The organism is Capnocytophaga ochracea DSM 7271, from assembly GCF_000023285.1.
GTDB lineage: Bacteria > Bacteroidota > Bacteroidia > Flavobacteriales > Flavobacteriaceae > Capnocytophaga > Capnocytophaga ochracea.
Genome location: NC_013162.1, coordinates 575,578 through 593,326, shown reverse-complemented (window position 1 = coordinate 593,326; position 17,749 = coordinate 575,578). Strand labels below are relative to the sequence as shown.

Annotated in this window: 15 protein-coding genes; 2 read left to right on the top strand and 13 right to left on the bottom strand. The window is 41.5% G+C overall.

All coding sequences use genetic code 11. The features are described 5' to 3' along the window. Positions 1–121: 121 nt before the first annotated feature. The 4 genes from COCH_RS02350 to COCH_RS02330 form a co-directional block, all read right to left on the bottom strand. Positions 122–343 carry a DUF2795 domain-containing protein gene (locus COCH_RS02350; RefSeq protein ID WP_002673751.1) on the bottom strand — a complete coding sequence of 74 codons (222 nt, stop codon included), beginning with the start codon at positions 341–343 and terminating at the stop codon, positions 122–124. An 82-nt stretch (positions 344–425) separates the two neighbouring features. Further along, positions 426–1,670 carry an efflux RND transporter periplasmic adaptor subunit gene (locus COCH_RS02345; RefSeq protein ID WP_015781772.1) on the bottom strand — a complete coding sequence of 415 codons (1,245 nt, stop codon included), beginning with the start codon at positions 1,668–1,670 and terminating at the stop codon, positions 426–428. A 627-nt stretch (positions 1,671–2,297) separates the two neighbouring features. Next, the gene (locus COCH_RS02335; protein WP_015781771.1) at positions 2,298–3,275 is read right to left on the bottom strand and encodes a glycosyltransferase family 2 protein; all 978 of its coding nucleotides are present in this window, start codon (positions 3,273–3,275) and stop codon (positions 2,298–2,300) included. Beyond that, positions 3,272–3,727: a type I restriction enzyme HsdR N-terminal domain-containing protein gene (locus COCH_RS02330; RefSeq protein WP_015781770.1), complete on the bottom strand. Its 456-nt coding sequence runs from the start codon at positions 3,725–3,727 to the stop codon at positions 3,272–3,274. The genes COCH_RS02335 and COCH_RS02330 overlap by 4 nt, the downstream gene beginning before the upstream one ends. 36 nt (positions 3,728–3,763) lie before the next feature. Here COCH_RS02330 and holA point away from each other — a divergent pair, with 36 nt between their 5' ends. After that, entirely contained in the window at positions 3,764–4,780 is a 1,017-nt protein-coding gene (holA, locus tag COCH_RS02325; RefSeq protein WP_015781769.1) for a DNA polymerase III subunit delta, read from the top strand. A 122-nt stretch (positions 4,781–4,902) separates the two neighbouring features. On the opposite strand, the gene COCH_RS02320 is transcribed toward holA, so the two are convergent. The 7 genes from COCH_RS02320 to COCH_RS02290 all read right to left on the bottom strand — a co-directional run bounded on the left by COCH_RS02320 (position 4,903) and on the right by COCH_RS02290 (position 12,000). Further along, positions 4,903–5,913: a 3-oxoacyl-ACP synthase III family protein gene (locus COCH_RS02320; protein WP_015781768.1), complete on the bottom strand. Its 1,011-nt coding sequence runs from the start codon at positions 5,911–5,913 to the stop codon at positions 4,903–4,905. A gap of 19 nt (positions 5,914–5,932) precedes the next feature. Further along, complete coding sequence (locus tag COCH_RS02315) at positions 5,933–6,895, bottom strand: type I phosphomannose isomerase catalytic subunit (RefSeq protein WP_015781767.1); 963 nt, start codon at positions 6,893–6,895, stop codon at positions 5,933–5,935. Positions 6,896–6,975: 80 nt separating this feature from the next. Further along, the gene (locus COCH_RS02310) at positions 6,976–7,800 is read right to left on the bottom strand and encodes an alpha/beta hydrolase (RefSeq protein ID WP_015781766.1); all 825 of its coding nucleotides are present in this window, start codon (positions 7,798–7,800) and stop codon (positions 6,976–6,978) included. Positions 7,801–7,851: 51 nt separating this feature from the next. Then, on the bottom strand, positions 7,852–8,574 hold the full coding sequence (locus COCH_RS02305) for a nitroreductase family protein (RefSeq protein ID WP_015781765.1): 723 nt from the start codon (positions 8,572–8,574) through the stop codon (positions 7,852–7,854). Between the two features lie 450 nt (positions 8,575–9,024). Next, the gene (gene dnaJ, locus COCH_RS02300) at positions 9,025–10,146 is read right to left on the bottom strand and encodes a molecular chaperone DnaJ (protein WP_015781764.1); all 1,122 of its coding nucleotides are present in this window, start codon (positions 10,144–10,146) and stop codon (positions 9,025–9,027) included. 10 nt (positions 10,147–10,156) lie between these two features. After that, positions 10,157–10,717: a nucleotide exchange factor GrpE gene (locus COCH_RS02295; RefSeq protein WP_015781763.1), complete on the bottom strand. Its 561-nt coding sequence runs from the start codon at positions 10,715–10,717 to the stop codon at positions 10,157–10,159. A 551-nt stretch (positions 10,718–11,268) separates the two neighbouring features. After that, positions 11,269–12,000, bottom strand: a complete 732-nt coding sequence (locus tag COCH_RS02290; RefSeq protein ID WP_015781762.1) for a TrmH family RNA methyltransferase — start codon at positions 11,998–12,000, stop codon at positions 11,269–11,271. A gap of 226 nt (positions 12,001–12,226) precedes the next feature. On the opposite strand from COCH_RS02290, the gene tamL reads away from it, so the two are divergent. Further along, positions 12,227–14,803, top strand: coding sequence for a translocation and assembly module lipoprotein TamL (tamL, locus tag COCH_RS02285; RefSeq protein ID WP_015781761.1), 2,577 nt, complete (start codon positions 12,227–12,229; stop codon positions 14,801–14,803). A gap of 41 nt (positions 14,804–14,844) precedes the next feature. Here the strand turns inward: tamL and COCH_RS02280 are convergent, their stop codons facing one another. Together COCH_RS02280 and COCH_RS02275 are read right to left on the bottom strand one after the other, a co-directional pair. Further along, positions 14,845–16,512 carry a formate--tetrahydrofolate ligase gene (locus tag COCH_RS02280; RefSeq protein ID WP_015781760.1) on the bottom strand — a complete coding sequence of 556 codons (1,668 nt, stop codon included), beginning with the start codon at positions 16,510–16,512 and terminating at the stop codon, positions 14,845–14,847. A 39-nt stretch (positions 16,513–16,551) separates the two neighbouring features. Then, positions 16,552–17,706 carry a lactonase family protein gene (locus COCH_RS02275; protein ID WP_015781759.1) on the bottom strand — a complete coding sequence of 385 codons (1,155 nt, stop codon included), beginning with the start codon at positions 17,704–17,706 and terminating at the stop codon, positions 16,552–16,554. Positions 17,707–17,749: the final 43 nt, after the last annotated feature.

The window sequence follows — 17,749 nt, the reverse complement described above, 5'->3', positions numbered from 1 at the left end:
AGGGGGACAATCTGCAAAAGTGAATATTTATAAAGTTAATTATTTTAATGTAAATTTTGGGTTAATCTACAAATTGGCAAATTAAAAAAAGTCTCCTCAGAGAGACTTTTTATTTTTGTTTTTAATATTCATCTTCATTCCATAGGTAATCTTCTTCCGACGGGTAATCAGGCCAGATTTCGTCGATAGATTCATACATATCACCTTCGTCTTCTATTTCTTGAAGGTTTTCCACCACTTCCATAGGAGCGCCTGTACGGATAGCATAATCGATAAGCTCGTCTTTAGTAGCAGGCCAAGGAGCATCACTTAAATAAGATGCAAGTTCTAACGTCCAATACATAAACTAATAGAATTTTATAAATTTTGCGCAAAAGTAATATATTTTATTTATTGGGCAAACAAAATGAGAAAAAAAGTGAGTTTTATTTGTTAGTTGTTTGAACGGCATCGCCATTTTTCAAAGTTTTACTTACAGCGCTGTAAGGACCGGTGATAATAGTCTCGTCTTTGGCTACACCTGAAAGGATTTCGATATTCACATTATCTTGAATACCGGTAGTTACCGCACGGAGTTCGGCTTTACCGTCTTTGAGCACAAACACCGCTTCCTGCTTTTTGTCGGCTTCTTCCTTAGGGGTTTTAGGGTCGATTTCAGATTTCTTTTTTACAATAATGGCACTGATAGGTACTGCAACTGCGTCTTTTTTGGTTTGGGTGATAATATCTACCGTTGCGGTCATACCTGGACGGAAGGGCGAATAGCCAACCGGTTTGTTTTCTGAGAGGTCTTTATACGATGCTTCTTCGATGTGTATCTTGACTTTGAAGTTCGTTACTTGGTCTGCGCTGGTGGTGGCATTGGCGGTATTGGCGATATTGGTAACGGTACCTTTGAACACGCGTTTTAGGTAAGCATCTACTTCGACATTCACCGAGTCGCCTACACTTATTTTTACGATATCGTTCTCATTTACATCTACTTCTACTTCCATATTATGAAGATTTGCCACACGCATAATCTCGGTACCCGTCATTTGCATCGTACCTACTACGCGCTCGCCCAACTCTACGCTGAGCTTAGAAATAGTGCCATCGGTAGGTGAATAAATAATCGTTTTTTTGAGGTTGTCTTGAGCTTCGGAAACACTTGCCATTGCACTCTGTACATTAAAACGAGCTGACTCGCGAGAGGCTTTGGCTACCTCGTAGGCTGAAACAGCTTTATCCCAATCGGATTTTGAGATTACGCCCTTATCGAACAACACTTTGTTGCGCTTATAGCTCTCTTCGGCTTCTTTGAGGGTAGCGCTGGACTGTTGTAAGCTGGCGCGTACGGTTTCTAAACTTGCAGCACTACGCTTTACTACCGATTGGTAAATATCGGGGTTGATGCGCACCAAAAGGTCGCCTTTTTTTACCATTTGCCCTTCTTTTACAGGGAGTTCTATAATTTCGCCTGATACTTCCGACGATAGCTTGATTTCTAATTCGGGTTGTATTTTTCCTGTAGCCGACACTTTTTGGATGAGTGTTGTAGGAATTACTTTTTGAGTTTCGACGTTTATGGCAGAATTTTCTTCGCCAAACCAACCAGCTTTTTTACCAATAATCAAAATGATAATTAGCAATATAACGGCTAAAATAATGAGAACGGTTTTTCTTTTCATAATAGTGAAGTTGTTTTCAGGTGCAAAAGTATAAAACAATTAGTAAATTAGCAAATTTGAAAATGAGAAAATTTGGAAATAAGCAAAGCACGCCAATAATGCCAGAAAAACCAGAAATGCCAATAATACCACCAAGGGGAATAGACAGGTCGAACTTTTCGGAAGGGTCGGACAGGTCAGAGGAGGGATTGTAGTATTCGGAAAGAAACGGAGAAATTCAAAAGAAGGTTAAGAGGAGTTTTGGTGAAAAAAGGCTGTAAGGAGGGTGGGGTTAGCTTATAGAGAGCTTATAGGAAGCTTATACGAATCTTGGACGATTGGTATAGAAAGGGTATATAAATGATTGAATAACACTGTAATACAACAAGGCTAAAAATGTTAAAAACGGGGTTTCGAGGCGAAAGAAAAAGAATCCTCACCCCAATCACATACTCTCCTATTCGGAGACTTCTCCCAAGGAGAGGGAGAATGTAGTGACTGAAAAGGGAGAGTGTAGTGACGGAAAGGGGAAGAGAATTAGCAAATTAGAAAATGAGAAAATGGGGTGGTGTTGGGGTCTTAGGCCATAGACACTAGGGGGGAAGTGTGATAGAAAAGATAATTGTTATATATCAAACAGACATCTATTTATCTATCGCCTACAACAAAGTGTTCCCACACAATGGATTTCTTTTGGTAATAATCAGTGATAAGCTGAGAAGGGCGCTTCTTTTTAAAGAAGTGAAATCTTTTATAGAAATGGAGATGTGCCTTCACAATTGCCCACAAAAAGCACGGCTTGCCCTGCAAAAGGAAACGCACTCCTGCAATGCCGTCCAACACCATACGGAGGAAGAGCGTAGTGTAAAGGCTTTTGGGAGGGAGGTTTTTCAGTAACATAAAAAGGCTGTTGCGAAAGTTGAGGTAGGTTTTCTTAGGGTTGGTAGCTGTGAGTGTTGCCCCTCCCACGTGATAGACGGTACTCTCGGCGCAATACACTACCTGCTTGCCGAGGTGATGTACCCGCCAACACAAGTCGACTTCTTCTTGATGCGCGAAGAAATCTTCGTCGAAGCCACCTAATAGGTGGAATATTTCTGCGCGAATAAAAAAACACGCCCCCGATGCCCAGAAGATAGGGGAGGGGGAAGGGGTGTTGTACTGACCTTTATCTTCTTCTACGCGCTCAAATACTCTCCCTCTGCAATACGGGAACCCGTACTTGTCGATAAAGCCCCCAGCTGCTCCTGCGTACTCGAAATAAGAGGGGCGTTTTTCATCTTTTATCTTGGGTTGTACTACGGCAATGCGTTCGTCTTCAAAAGTGCGTAAAATAGGAGTGAGCCAGCCTTCGGTTACTCGTACATCGGAGTTGAGCAGACAGAAGATATCGGCTTCAATGTGTTGTAAAGCGTGATTATACCCCCCTGCATACCCACTATTAGTAGGGTTTTCTAAGATAGTTACTTCGGGGAAGTGTGAGCGTAGAAAAGCGAGGGAATCGTCGGTAGAAGCATTGTCAATCACATAGATTTGCCCTTCGGCAGCATATTGTACTACCGAGGGGAGGAATTGTTGCAACAGTGTTTTGCCGTTCCAGTTGAGTATTACGATGGCGAGAGTCATAGAGTGAGGTCGTTATAATGAGGAAGGTCTGTTAAGAATATATATTTGTATTGGTTATAGTCCATTTGGCAATAATAATGAGTAATGCCGTTAGTGACCATTAGGTATTGAGCATTGAGACTGAGGTTATAGCGTGCAATCTGGTCGAATGTTTGTTGGGTGATAGTCACGTTAGGCGCTTTGCATTCCACTATCAAGAGCACTACTCCTTTTTTGGAATAGACAACCACGTCGTAACGCTTAGTGAGTCCGTTTACAGAGAGCTTTTTCTCGACATTGATAAGCGATTTTGGATAACCTTTTTCTTCTATGAGGAAATGTACTACGTGTTGGCGCACCCATTCTTCGGGTTGTAGTACCACATACTTGCGACGAATGAGGTCGAATATCCACAGCTTATCGTCAGCTTTTTTCAGGCGGAAAGAGTAGTTTTTGAAATTTAGAGCTTCCATACTGCAAAAGTAGAATATTTTTTGTATTTTTGCACTATGAATGAAGTAAAAACTATTGTAGCTAACATAAAAAAAGGAATTATAGCCCCTATCTACTTCCTGATGGGGGAAGAGCCTTATTTCATAGATATTATCTCTGATTACATCGAAGACCACGTATTACAAGAAGACCAAAAGGGATTTGACCAGATAGTGCTCTATGGTCAAGACGTGAGTGTGCCTGCTATTATCGACTATGCACGTCGGTTTCCGATGATGAGCGACCACCAAGTGATTATCGTAAAAGAGGCGCAAAACCTTAAAAACACTATCGACCAACTCGTTCCTTATGTAGAGAACCCTACGCCTACGACCGTATTGGTGTTCTGTTACAAATACGACAAGTTGGACGCTCGTAAGAAATTGCTTAAAACCTTGCAAAAGAATAAGGATTGCGTGCTCTTGGAAAGTAAAAAACTCTACGAGAATCAGATAGCTACGTGGTTACCTGATGTGTTGAAGAAGAAACATCTCAGTATTCAGTCTAAAGCGATACAGATGTTAGTAGATTTCTTGGGTACCGACCTGAGTAGGATACAAAACGAGGTAAACAAATTGGCACTCATCGTCCCCGAAAATACACAAGTAACGCCTGATATTATAGAGAAGAACATAGGGATTAGCAAGGAGTTTAATAATTATGAACTCAAGAGTGCTATTGCTGTAAACGACAGCTATAAGGTAACGCGTATTTTGAAACACTTCGCCGATAATCCTAAGGACAATCCTTTGGTGATGACACTTACGGTGCTTTACGGTTATTTCCAACAGCTCTTAGGCTTTCACGGTCTTACTGACCAAAGTGAAAAGAATGTAATGGCGACCCTAAAAGTACCTATCTTTGGCATCAAAGACCTTCGTTCAGGCGCACAACATTACCCAATGAAGCGCGTAAGCGCCATCATAGCTGCTTTGCGCGAAATAGACCTAAAAAGCAAAGGATTAGGTGCTACTAATAACCTCACAGAAGCTGACCTCCGCAAAGAACTTATTATAATGCTTAGTGCTCAATGATAAAAGGTTACTGTGGGGTACATCAGTAATTTGTACATATAAAAAAGGCTGTCGAACAAACTTATCTGTTCAACAGCCTTTTTTATTCTATGTCACACTGTGACTGCCTGCCACGCTATGGCCTACCAACGGATGATAGCACTTGCCCAAGTAAAGCCACTACCAAAGGCAGCAATTACTACGAGGTCTCCGTCCTTGATTTTTCCTTTTTGAACTGCTTCGGTAAGGGCGATAGGTATAGAAGCTGCGGTAGTGTTACCGTACTTCATTATATTGTTAAATATTTGTTCATCGGTGAGTTTGAATTGGTGTTGTACAAACTGTGAAATACGCAAATTAGCTTGGTGAGGAATCAACATATTAATATCTTTGTGAGAAAGACCATTGCTTTTCAATCCCTCTTCTATCACTTCCGCAAAGCGAACCACAGCATTTTTAAATACAAACTGACCGTTCATATTAGGGTAATAACTCACATCATCAGGGTCGTTTTCTGCCAATAATTCGGTTACCCATTTGGTGCCTACCCCTGGGGTAATCATAGCTAATTGTTCGGCGTGTTCACCTTGGCTATGCAAGTGAGTGGAGAGAATACCGCGCTCGGGGTCATCAGAACGAGAAACGATAGCAGCACCTGCTCCATCGCCAAAGAGCACTGCCATATTGCGACCGCGAGTGGTCATATCCAGTGCGGGGGATTGGGTTTCAGCTCCTATCACAAGGATATTTTTGTACATACCCGTTTTGATATACTGGTCGGCTACTGAAAGGGCATAGATAAAGCCCGAACATTGGTTGCGAATATCGAGAGCTCCCACAGTAGGTAAACCCAATTCTTTTTGTACCAATACCCCACAACCTGGGAAAAAGAAGTCGGGACTGAGGGTTGCAAATACAATAAAGTCGATTTCTTCTTTATTGATTTTAGCAGCTTCAATAGCTTTCAAACTTGCTTTTACACCCATTGAGGTAGTAGTATCACTACCTTTTAGTGCGTGACGACGTTGCTGAATACCGGTACGCTCTTGAATCCATTCATCGCTGGTATCCATTAGTTTGGATAGGTCGTCGTTAGTAACTACGTTTTCAGGGACGTAAAATCCTAATCCCTTAATTCTTGAACGATATAACATATTTTTAGTTTTTAGTTGTCTAAATATATACTTCCAATAAATCCATTCCTTTGGTTTTTACTTCTAATTGGTGGCAAGAAGCAGGGAAAAGCACTGTTTCACCTTGCTTGATAGGTAATTCGGTAGTACCATCACCTATTATACCTTCGCCTTTTACGCACATATAGATATGGAAAGAATCGTCTTGTGAAAGTTGTTTTTCATAGCTTGCGGTAAGCGGTAGCAAATTGGTAATAAAATAAGGACAATTCACCACTTTGTTTACCGTGTTAGAGTCTTTGGTATAAGCCACTTTAAAGTCGTCTTTTTTCTCGTAGTCGATAGCATCGAGAGCGAGTTCAGTGTGGAGTTCGCGCAGGTTACCATTTTTATCACGACGGTTGAAATCGTACACGCGGTAGGTGATGTCGCTGGTTTGTTGTATTTCGGCAATGATAATTCCCTTGCCTATGGCGTGCACTTTGCCCGTGTTGATAAAGAATGTATCGCCATCTTTCACTTTTTCGTAATTGAGAATATCGGTGAGAGTACCACTATTGAGGTGCTGTTGATACTCTTCTTTGGTTACTGTTTTGTTGAAGCCTACAATCAGTTCAGCTCCTGCATCGGCGTGAAGCACATACCACATTTCGGTTTTACCAAAAGAGTTGTGGCGTTCTTTTGCCAATTTATCATTAGGGTGCACTTGTATAGAGAGGTCTTCGCGTGCATCTATAAACTTAATAAGGATAGGGAAATCGTGACCAAAACGCTTGTGCACGTGTTTGCCAAGCAGTTCATTAGGGTATAAATCTATGAGTTCTTGCAGACTTTTACCTTCGTACTGACCATTGGCTACTACCGAGATATCACCAGGTACGCCTGATACTTCCCAGCTTTCGCCTGTAATATCGCTTTCAATAGGTTTGTTGAATAATGTTTTTAGTTTAGTGCCTCCCCAAAGGCGTTCTTTGAGGATAGGTTTAAATTTTATTGGATACATTTTTATTAAGGTTGTTAGTTAAAGTGCAAAGATACGAATATTTTTTTAATTAGCCAATCAGTTGTTAGCACATTTACTAATCATTTTAAGTTTTTCAGCATAAATTGTGTCATCATCTCTGCTGCTTGCGCTTCTTTCGACGTAAACAAATGGTCTCCCTTTTCAATGAGACTTACTTTACAATGTTTATAGAAATAAGGCAGATTTTCACTGTAAGTATAAGAGAGCATTCTATCGCCCGTACCGTGAATTACCAATACATTGCCTTTATATGCTCTCGCTTTCTGAATGAGTTTGCACCGTTGTGCTGAGAGGATATAGTCCTTCCCTACAGTTACTTTCCCTCCAAAAAAGGAAAGCTCCTCAGGTACATTCAATGGGTCGAAAGTGGCATCGAATAGTACCCCTTGTGATAGTATGTCGTGAATTGTAGAAGCAGGTGCTAACAAGCCTAATGCTTTAACGTTTTTCTTCCCTAATTCTGCACTCAAAAGCATCGCTATAGCCCCTCCTTGCGAGTGTCCTATCAAGCCTATCTTACCTACGAAAGGAAGTCTTTTAGTAAATGCCATTATGCGCCGTGCATCTTCTAACTCATTATCTAACGACATTTTCTTAAAATCTCCTTCGCTTTCCCCGTGTGCGTTAAAGTCAAAGCGTACTGAGGCAATACCGTGTGCCGCTAAGCTATCTGCCAAAGTAGCATATAGCTTTTTGTCTTTATTGCTAGTCAGTGCGTGAAAAATAATCACGGTAGGGATTTTCTGAGACTTTTTCACAGTATCAGGAGTGGTTACCACTCCGCGAAGTGTTCCTACAGCTCCCTGAATAGTTACAGGTTCAGTTTTGGCATTTACCAAGTTAATAGCAACTAAAAAAGTAAAAATTATATTCCTAAGTTTCATATATTTGAATTATTAAACAGTTATTAGTATCTAATCATTATTCACTAACCATTAATCATTATGTCTGTACACTTCCTCAAACGGCAATCTAAACCTTTCGCCCCAGATACCGCGCTGTTCACGAAGTCCACAAGTAATCACCATATTCACTTCTGCTCCGCAAGGCAAGTGTAACAACTTCTTAATGCGTCTGCTATCGTAACCCTCTAACGGACAAGTATCATAACCCTCCTCTGCCATTGCTAGCATAAAGGTCTGTGCTACGAGTCCACAGCTTTTGTGTACACTTACGCGAATATCGCCTTCCGAGAGCTGTTGCATCATAGGTCGAAACCAACTGGTAACCACCCCAAACGCTTTGCGGAAGAGCCCTAGCAACCCAAAAAATCTACTATACACAAAAGGCATCAGCTTACTGTAATACGCCTCTTTATCTTTAATACGCTTGGCTTGCCTTTCGGGCGGACTGTTGCGCTGTACATTGCCACGCTCAAACTCCAAGATAGCACGAGCGTGAGCGCGATGTTTGTCCTGACGAGTAACGAATACCACCATTTGTTGTGCCGTGGTAGCCGTACGCTGGTCGAGGCAGGCGTGTGCTAATTTCTCTAACAAAGCCCTATCAGTAATGTGGTAGAGCTCGTACAACTGCATATTAGAGCTGGTAGGTGCCAGTGTGGCGAGTTTAAGACATTCGCGCACCTTCTCCTCACTTATGGGTGTAGGCGCATAATAACGCACCGCTCTCCTAAAGTTCAATATATCTTTTAACATAGTTCGTTAGTTTTTAGTCATCGTAAGGGTGAAAGGCAATTCGCTCACATATAATTAGTTCGCCAAAGACAAACCCTTCTGAATCGTTTACCCTGCCCGGTTTGACTCTATTACTAAAATACAAAAGTACAACTTTTCCTCAAAATAAACAATAGTAATATTTCTTCCATATCATTTCACATACATACTATCTATTACTGTCTTTGCCTTTTCTCTTTTACCTCCTTTTCCCAACTTCTCCGATTTTTCTCCGAAAGTACTCGACTAAATGCCTCCCCATTTTACAAGGAGTAGCCTCATTCCTCTAACTCAAGCTCGCACCCCCATTTTCTAATTCTCTCATCTTCTAATTTGCTAATTAATCTGTCTCTGCGGTTCCCACCTTTTACCTAACAAAAAAGAGACCACCTTCTTGGCAGTCTCTCTTTGTTTATTAAGTAAAATAATAACCTATGAAAACATTTCTTTTACTTTCTCAAAAAACGATTTCTCGTTCTTGTCGGGTTTAGGAGTGAAGTTCTCGTCTTCTTGCATTTCCTTAAAGAAAGCTTTTTGCTTGTCAGTGAGCTTTTTAGGCGTCCATACATTCACGTGAATGATAAGGTCACCGGCACCCCGTCCTTGCAAGTTAGGTACACCTTTACCACGCAAGCGCAATATTTTCCCTGACTGTATTCCCTCGTCTAGTTTAATGCGCACCTTTCCTGTAACCGTTTCAATCTCTTTAGAAGCACCTAAAACTGCTTCAGGAAAACTAATATAAAGGTCGTAATGCAAGTTGTCGCCTTCGCGTTTTAATGTTTCGTGTTCTTGTTCTTCAATGAGCACAAGCAAATCACCCGCTACACCATTCTTCGTAGGTGCTTCATTACCCTTGTTGTTTATCTTTAACTGAATACCATCTATCACTCCTGCAGGAATTGTGATAGGGATAGTCTCTTCTATGGTTTTTAATCCTTGCGAATCGCTGTCAGCACCACGTTTGTCAATCACTTCGCCCGAGCCTCCACAAGCAGTACAAGTAGTAGCTGTTTGCATTACGCCTAGCATCGTATTCATTTGGCGTACTACCTGTCCACGTCCGTGACAAGTAGGACAAGTTTTATAAGTAGTATCTTCAGCTTTTACCTTACGGCGTACTTTTACTTTCTTCTCAGTGCCTTTTACGATATCTTCAAGCGTAACTTTCACCCGTATACGCAAGTTTTCTCCTTTTACGTACACTTGTTGCTGACCGCTTCCTCCTCCGAAACCACTAAAACCACTAAAGCCCGAGAAATGTCCACCAAAAATATCTCCAAACTGACTGAATATATCGTCCATCGAGAAGCCTCCGCCACCCATACCTCCTTCAAAGGCAGCGTGACCAAAGCGGTCGTACTGGGCGCGTTTGTTATCATCGCTGAGCACTTCATAGGCTTCGGCAGCCAATTTAAAGTTCTCTTCAGCTTGTTTATCACCAGGGTTCTTGTCTGGGTGATATTTCAAGGCTTGCTTCCGATACGCTTTTTTTATTTCAGCAGCGGTAGCCGTTCTCTGCACTTCTAATATTTCGTAGTAATCTTTCTTCATTCCTTCCTCCTTATTGCGCTACCACTACTTTGGGGAAACGTATTACTTTATCGCCTAATTTGTAGCCTGTTTGCACAACATCTACAATTTTGCCTTTGTCTTCAGGAGTAGGAGCAGGAATTTGGGTAACTGCATCGTGATGTTCACTGTCAAAAGTGTCGTTAGGGGCAACTTCTATTTTCTCTAATCCTTTTGATTTGAGAGTGTTTATTAATTTATTATAGATGAGTTCCACCCCTTTAAGAGTATGTTCATCAGCCGATTTAGCCAATTCTACCAAAGCACGGTCAAAATCGTCTATTATAGGCAACAAGGCTGACAAAATGTCTTGTCCAGCAGTTTTAAAGAGCTCTGCACGTTCCTTCGCAGTGCGCTTCTTATAGTTTTCGAACTCAGCAAACAAACGCAAAAACTTGTCCTTCTCTTTTGCAAGAAGGTCTTCTGAAGTTTCTTTAACGGGCTCTTCGGTCTCTTCAACAGAAGTAGGTTCTTCAACTTCTTCCGAAGGAGTGTTATCAGTTGCCTCTTGTTCAAGTTCTAAGTCATCGTTTTTAATATCTTCGGTAATCATAATGATTCATTTTTAGTTTATTTCGTTAGTAGGTAGCAAATAATTTGCCAAAGGCTAAAAAGGTGACAATTTGACAGAAGCACCCCAATGAGCCTCTCCTCATTCCTCCTTTGGAGGTAGCCAGCGACAGCTGGGTACGTGTAAAGGGGAATGTTACCTCCCTAGTGCCTATGGCCTAAGTCCTATTGCCTTTTCTCTTTCTTTCGCCTCGAAACCCTGTTTTTAACATTTTTAGCGTTGTTCTATCATAGTATTAATCAATAACTTACATACCCTTTCTATACCAATCGTCCAAGATTCGTATAAGCTTCCTATAAGCTCTCTATAAGCTAACCTCACCCATCTTACACCCCTTTTTCATCAAAATTCCTCTCAGCCCTCTTATGAAATCTTCCGTTTCCTTCCGAATCTTCCAACCTATCCTCTGACCTGCCCGACCCGTCTGAAAAGACCGACCCGTCCATTCCCCTTGGTGGTATTATTGGCATTTCTGGTTTTTCTGGTATTATTGGCATTTACCCCATTTTCTAATTCTCTCATTTTCTCATTTTCTAATTATCCAATTTTCTTACCTGGCTCACCACTATCGCTCCCGCCATTGCCACATTTAAACTTTCCGTCTGTTGCAGTTTGCCAAAACGCGGAATGGTGATAATGCCATCAGCCAAGGCGCGTACTTCGGGGCTAATACCGTTAGCTTCGTTGCCTAAGATTAACACACAATCTTCCGGAAATTCGGTAGTGTAGAGGTTCTCACCGTCCAAATCCATTGCGTATAAAGGTAGCGCACAAGTTGCCAAGAAGCCTGCTAAATCCACGTAATGCACGGCAACCCTTGTGAGAGAACCCATAGTGGCTTGCACTACTTTCGGGTTGTAACAATCCACCGTTTGGCTATTGCAGATAAGCGTTTCGATACCAAACCAATCGCAGAGGCGGATAAGCGTACCCAAATTACCAGGGTCTTGCACATTGTCTAAGGCGAGGATTACACCTTCTTGCAAGATGCCCTTATGTTGGCGTTGGTGGAAAATCGCCAAGCCCTCATCGGGATTTTTGAGGCTACTCACCTTCCGCAGTTCCTCTTTGCTCACTAAGGTAATAGGCTGACCGTTCAGCGCTGTGGCAAACACTTCGGTAGCGATAAGTAACTCTAAACGATAACCTGCTTGCAGAAATTCCACAATGCTCTTTTTGCCCTCTACTATAAAGAGATTCAGCTCATTGCGGTATTTCTTCTGTTGTAATTTCTGAATTAATTTTACTTGATTTTTGCTAAGCATAAAATAATTGTGTATTTTTGCCAAAAAATGATAAGGCTTGCACCTTAGAAATTAAACAAATCTATTCAAATCAAACAAATAAATGGTTGTTTTTTGTTTGATTTGTTGTGGTTTGCTCGATTTCTCTCCCTTTAGGGAGATTCTTTTAATTTGTTCAATTTCTCTCCTAAAAAAGAGATTTATTTCTTTGAAATTTCTTATTATTGAGCCCTAAAAACAAAAACTTGTGAGAAAATCTCTTTCCCAACTAAGCGTTATCAGTCTGTTATTCGTATTAGCCATTGCTCTCTTTTCGTGCGATGCTACCAAGCGTGTCCCTAACGACCGCCATTTGCTCCGTGAAAACCTCGTATATGTGAATGGTACTAAGACCGACGATGCAAAGATAAACAATTTTGTATTACAAAAGCCCAATTCGTATGTTTTAGGAATGCCTATCAGTCTATATATCTACAATTTAGGAAACCCTAATGCCGAAAAGGATTTTGTCCAATGGCTCAATACACACCCTCGTTGGCATAGGTTTTTAGATGGTTTTCTCTCTAAAAAACAAGTAGGTCGCTTACAGAAGTCGTTTTTCGTTTCAGGCATCGATCACCAGTTGCAGAAGATAGGCGAAGCCCCATCGGTATTAGATACAGCACGCGTACACAAATCCACCAAGCAGTTGGGAGCTTATTTCAGAAGTATAGGCTATTTCAATAACAAAGTAACTGATAGCATCTTCATTCTCCCTAATGAAGAAAAACAACAAGCCAAAGTGGGCTATTATATCACTACCGGCGAGCGCTATTATATCGATAGCTTAAAGACCCATATCACTTCTCCTGAAATAGATTCAGTTTACCAGCAAAACAAGGCAAAAACTTTCCTAAAATCAGGAGCCCCTTACCAGCTTACCGATTTTAGCAATGAACGTTCACGCCTCTACGAACTCTTTCGCAACAACGGTTTTTATACCTTTCAGCAAAGCTCTATCAACTTCCAAATCGAGCGCGATACGGTTACAGCTCAAAAAGACAACAAACTGCAAGTAACTACTGATATAGGCGACCTTATAGAACGCGATGGCGATGTAATTACCGCCAAGAAGTATAAGATGCACTACATCAATAAAGTACGTCTGTATACTGATTATGACAACAAGGTAGATAAGAACTCTTTAGATTCTTTGGAGTATCGCAATATGATTATTTATTACAAGGACAAGTTGCGTTATCGTCCACGGGTGTTGTATCACGCTACAAGCCTCAAAAAAGGACAAATCTACTCCGATTTAGAGCGCGGAAATACTTACCGACAGTTCAACAACCTGCGCGTCTTCCGCTACCCAAATATGGACTTCAAATACGCTACCAATGACACTTTGCAAAACAAACTCGATGCGAATATCTACCTTTCGCCCTTAGATAAGTTTTCATTGCGACTTACCAATGAGGTAAAGCGTTCTGAGATTGAGGCGATAGGTTTTGGGGTAGGAACTTCGTTTGCAGCACGCAATGTCTTTCGTGGAGCAGAAACCTTAGAACTGAACTTGCAAGGTACTTTTGCCTCACAACCTACACTTAAAGATACACGCTTTTTCAATACCTCAGAAGTCAGTGGTGATATACGTTTCATCTTTCCTTCTATCGTTTTCCCGCTGAATACGCGCAAGCTCATCCCTTATTATATGACTCCACAAACTATCTTGCAAACGGGTATGAGCTACCAAACAAATATAGGGCTCGACAAACGTACCACTTCGGGTTTGTTGCGCTATGTATGGAATCCGCGTAAGCAGAAGAACAAAGTCATTTTCGATTTGATAAACGTACAATACGTAAACAATATCAACTCAGGTAATTTCTTTAATATTTACCAAAGTACTTATGAAAGGCTGAACGATATTGCTAAAAAATACAGTTTAGGTAGCCGATATGTAGACGACAAAGGCAATCTTACCCCTACTGAGGGGACTTTTAACTTTATAAATGATGTATTCGAAAGGAATTTGGTAGTTCAAGGTGAAGATATTTTGCCTATATATGCTATTTCTGAACGCTATCGTCGTATTACAAATAATGACTTTATTGTATCAAGTAGTTTTACTTATATCATCAATAGCAAATCACAGTTTTTTGAACGCAACTTCTCACAATTGCGTTTCAAGATAGAAGGAGCGGGGAGTTTGCTCAATGCTTTAACAGCTACTTATAAAGTGGTGAATACCGAAGGTAGTACTAAGAATAAGATTTTTGGCGTGGAATACGCTCAATATGCCAAAGCTGAGGTCGATTTTATCAAGCACTTCCCCATAGCCAAACAGAGTTCATTAGCATTCCGTTCCTTCTTAGGGATAGCTATTCCTTATGGTAACTCCGATAATATTCCGTTTTCACAAAGCTACTTTGCCGGAGGTACTACCGATAACCGTGGTTTTAAAGCCTATCGTTTAGGACCTGGTTCAAGTGGTTCGATTTTAGATTACAACGAAGCCAATATGAAGATTACGCTCAATCTCGAATATCGTTTCCCTATCTTAGGAGCACTCAAAGGTGCCCTCTTCACCGATTTGGGAAATATCTGGAACGTAGCCGATAATACTCGTTTTGATGAATACAAGTTTAAAGACTTTTCTTCATTAAAAGATGTGGGGCTAAGTACCGGATTTGGCTTGCGTTACGACTTCAACTTCTTTGTAATTCGCCTTGATATGGGGGTACCTACATATGACCCTTCCGAAGAAATGAGCAACCGCTGGATAAAGAAATTCAGAATCAAAGAAACCGTGTTCAACTTCGGTATCAACTATCCGTTTTAAGTGTAGTATGAGCTACAACAAGCTCTTTTACCTTTTATCTATTAGGAGAGTCCTGTGATAACTCCCTCGTCATCTATATCCATACCTTCGGCGGCAGGCACACTGGGGAGTCCCGGCATACGCACAGTATCCCCTAAGATTGGGATTACAAAGCCCGCCCCTGAGGCAAACTCAAACTCTCGCACGGTTACCTCAAAATCAGTAGGACGGGCGAGTTTCTTCTCATCATCACTGAGTGATTTAGGGGTTTTCACTATACAAATAGGCATTTTATCAAAGCCTAATGTTTTGATTTGCTTCAACTGACTTACGGCTTTACTGTTGTAATTCACCTTATTTGCTCCGTAAATCTTAGTAGCTACTGCCGTTATTTTCTCTTCTATACTCGCTTCATTGCTGTACAACGGACTAAAATGACTCTCACCACTTTGGGCTATGGCTACTACAGCGTGAGCGAGTTCCTCGGTACCTTTACCTCCTTCACTAAACCCTTTGCTTACAATAGCTTCTACCCCTTTTTGAGCACATACTTCTTTTACATAGGCTATCTCTTCTTCACTATCGTTAGGGAAATAGTTAATTGCTACCACTGCTTTGAGACCAAAAAGTTGCACATTCTCGATGTGTTTTTCCAAATTGGCAATACCGAGTTTCACTTTTTGCAAGGAAGGAGTGTTGTACTCTTCTTTTTTAGCCCCTCCGTGATGACGCAAGGCGCGAATGGTTGCTACAATCACCACTGCATCGGGAGCTAATCCAGCTGAAGTACATTTGATATTGAGAAATTTTTCAGCCCCAAGGTCAGCACCAAAACCTGCTTCGGTAATCACGTAGTCACCTAACGATAGTCCCATTTTGGTAGCCAATACAGTGTTCGTACCTTGGGCAATGCTAGCAAACGGGCCTCCGTGCAAGATAGCAGGATTGTTTTCAAGTGTTTGCACAAGGTTAGGCTTGATGGCTTCTTTGAGCAAAAGCGCCATTGCCCCTACTACCTTCAAGTCGCGGGCAAATACGGGGGTACCGTCAAACTTCTTGCCTACATAGATATTACCAATACGTTTTTTCAGGTCAGAAAAACTTTCGGCAAGACATAGTATCGCCATAATCTCAGAAGCAGGAGTGATGTTAAAACCGTCTTCGCGGGGTACGCCGTGAGTAGTGCCACCTAACCCTACCACTATATGGCGTAGCGCACGGTCGTTCATATCCATCACGCGCTTCCAAACTACGGTGCGTGGGTCAATGCCAATAGAGTGTGTTTTGCTTTGGATATTATTATCAATGACAGCTGCCAATAGGTTGTTAGCCTTCTCAATAGCCGAAAAGTCGCCTGTAAAATGCAAGTTGATGTCCTCCATAGGTACTACTTGTGAGTATCCTCCACCAGCTGCCCCTCCTTTGATACCAAAAACAGGACCTAACGACGGTTCACGCAATACGGCAATCGCTTTTTTGCCTATTTTGTTAAGTCCTTCCGTCAGACCAATACTCACCGTAGTTTTTCCCTCACCAGCAGGGGTAGGGGTAATAGCCGTAACAAGCACTAACTTACTGTTTTTCATCTTCTCAGCGTCGATGAGGTGCAACGGTAGTTTAGCCTTGTATTTTCCATAAGGATCGAGGTCATCCTCGCTGATGTTTAGTTTTTTAGCTACCTCTCTGATAGGGAGCATCTGTGCCTTTTGGGCGATTTCTAAGTCGGTCATAAACAATTGATAATTAATAGTGCGACAAAAGTACTGATTTTAGTTCAATTTTGCAAACGCTACACAAGTAGGTTTATCTACACTGATATTAAGCGACGTATCGGTGAGCTTACCAGTTGCTTCGTCGCGCCGAAATACTTGTATCTTATTATCATCTCGGCAAGCTACTAAAAGATATTTACCATTGGGAGTAATCGCAAAATTGCGGGGGTGAATACCTGTGAGTTGGTATCCTACTTTTGTGAGAATACCCTTCTTAGGGTCGATAGCAAAGATAGCAATGCCGTCTTTCTTTAATCTGTGTGAGGTATATAAGAAACGCCCATCTGGGCTGATATGTATATCGGCACCGCCTCGTCCGCCGCCTTCATCAGCCATTAAGTGTTGCACTTCTTTCAGTTTGCCCTTGTGATAGCCCAGCACTACACACTCTCCGCCCAATTCGCCTATCAAATAAGCAAAACGTCCATCTTTACTAAACGTAAGATGACGAGGTCCTTGTCCGTCGCTCACCTCATAAGCTACTCGCTGAGCGGTGAGCACCTCAGAGTTTTTGTGAGTTTTCTTGTTGTAACGAAAGCGATACACGCGGTCGTTGCCCAAATCAGTTGCTAATATATACTTTTTATCAGGGGTGGGAATAATGCAGTGGATATGTGCTACGCGCTTGGGTGTCTTTCCTACGAAAGCAATATGTTGTGTCTCTGCTTTTAATTTACCTTCTGCATCCAGCGGGAAAACACTGATGTCGCCCCCTGTATAATTAGCCGTAATTACATAGTTACCGTCAGTAATAATATGACAAGGGTCGGCACCTGCCTGTTTCGGCTCTTCCTTAGAATCTTCCTTAGGGACGGTGGATTGAAAAACGGGATAACTCAAATGCGCTTTATCTTGACTCAAATCAAACGAATAAGCTCCTTGTCGCCCGTCGTTATATTCGCTTACTGCGTACAGATGTTTCCCATCGGGGGATAACGTCAAGAAAGAAGGATTCGCAGCGATAGCACTGCTCAGCAGTTTGAAAGTTCCATTCTCCTGATTAAAACGGTAGGTATAAATACCTTTAGAATTGCCTCCTTCGGTATAAGTGCCTACAAACATCGTCAAGTTATTAGGTTTTTCGCCTTGTGCAAATATATGAAAGGCAAACATCGATAATACCAAAGAAAGAACAGATTGTAATTTCAGCATAACTTTTAATAATTAAAAATTGAACAATTTTGCCCCAAAGATA

Bases quoted from the DNA above. Each gene is read 5' to 3' on its own strand.
- COCH_RS02345 (WP_015781772.1), bottom strand. From the start codon at position 1,670: ATGAAAAGAAAAACCGTTCTCATTATTTTAGCCGTTATATTGCTAATT.
- COCH_RS02315 (WP_015781767.1), bottom strand. From the start codon at position 6,895: ATGTATCCAATAAAATTTAAACCTATCCTCAAAGAACGCCTTTGGGGA.
- COCH_RS02275 (WP_015781759.1), bottom strand. From the start codon at position 17,706: ATGCTGAAATTACAATCTGTTCTTTCTTTGGTATTATCGATGTTTGCC.
- dnaJ (WP_015781764.1), bottom strand. From the start codon at position 10,146: ATGAAGAAAGATTACTACGAAATATTAGAAGTGCAGAGAACGGCTACC.
- COCH_RS02310 (WP_015781766.1), bottom strand. From the start codon at position 7,800: ATGAAACTTAGGAATATAATTTTTACTTTTTTAGTTGCTATTAACTTG.
- COCH_RS02320 (WP_015781768.1), bottom strand. From the start codon at position 5,913: ATGTTATATCGTTCAAGAATTAAGGGATTAGGATTTTACGTCCCTGAA.
- COCH_RS02290 (WP_015781762.1), bottom strand. From the start codon at position 12,000: ATGCTTAGCAAAAATCAAGTAAAATTAATTCAGAAATTACAACAGAAG.
- COCH_RS02295 (WP_015781763.1), bottom strand. From the start codon at position 10,717: ATGATTACCGAAGATATTAAAAACGATGACTTAGAACTTGAACAAGAG.
- COCH_RS02330 (WP_015781770.1), bottom strand. From the start codon at position 3,727: ATGGAAGCTCTAAATTTCAAAAACTACTCTTTCCGCCTGAAAAAAGCT.
- COCH_RS02350 (WP_002673751.1), bottom strand. From the start codon at position 343: ATGTATTGGACGTTAGAACTTGCATCTTATTTAAGTGATGCTCCTTGG.
- holA (WP_015781769.1), top strand. From the start codon at position 3,764: ATGAATGAAGTAAAAACTATTGTAGCTAACATAAAAAAAGGAATTATA.
- COCH_RS02305 (WP_015781765.1), bottom strand. From the start codon at position 8,574: ATGTTAAAAGATATATTGAACTTTAGGAGAGCGGTGCGTTATTATGCG.
- COCH_RS02280 (WP_015781760.1), bottom strand. From the start codon at position 16,512: ATGACCGACTTAGAAATCGCCCAAAAGGCACAGATGCTCCCTATCAGA.
- COCH_RS02335 (WP_015781771.1), bottom strand. From the start codon at position 3,275: ATGACTCTCGCCATCGTAATACTCAACTGGAACGGCAAAACACTGTTG.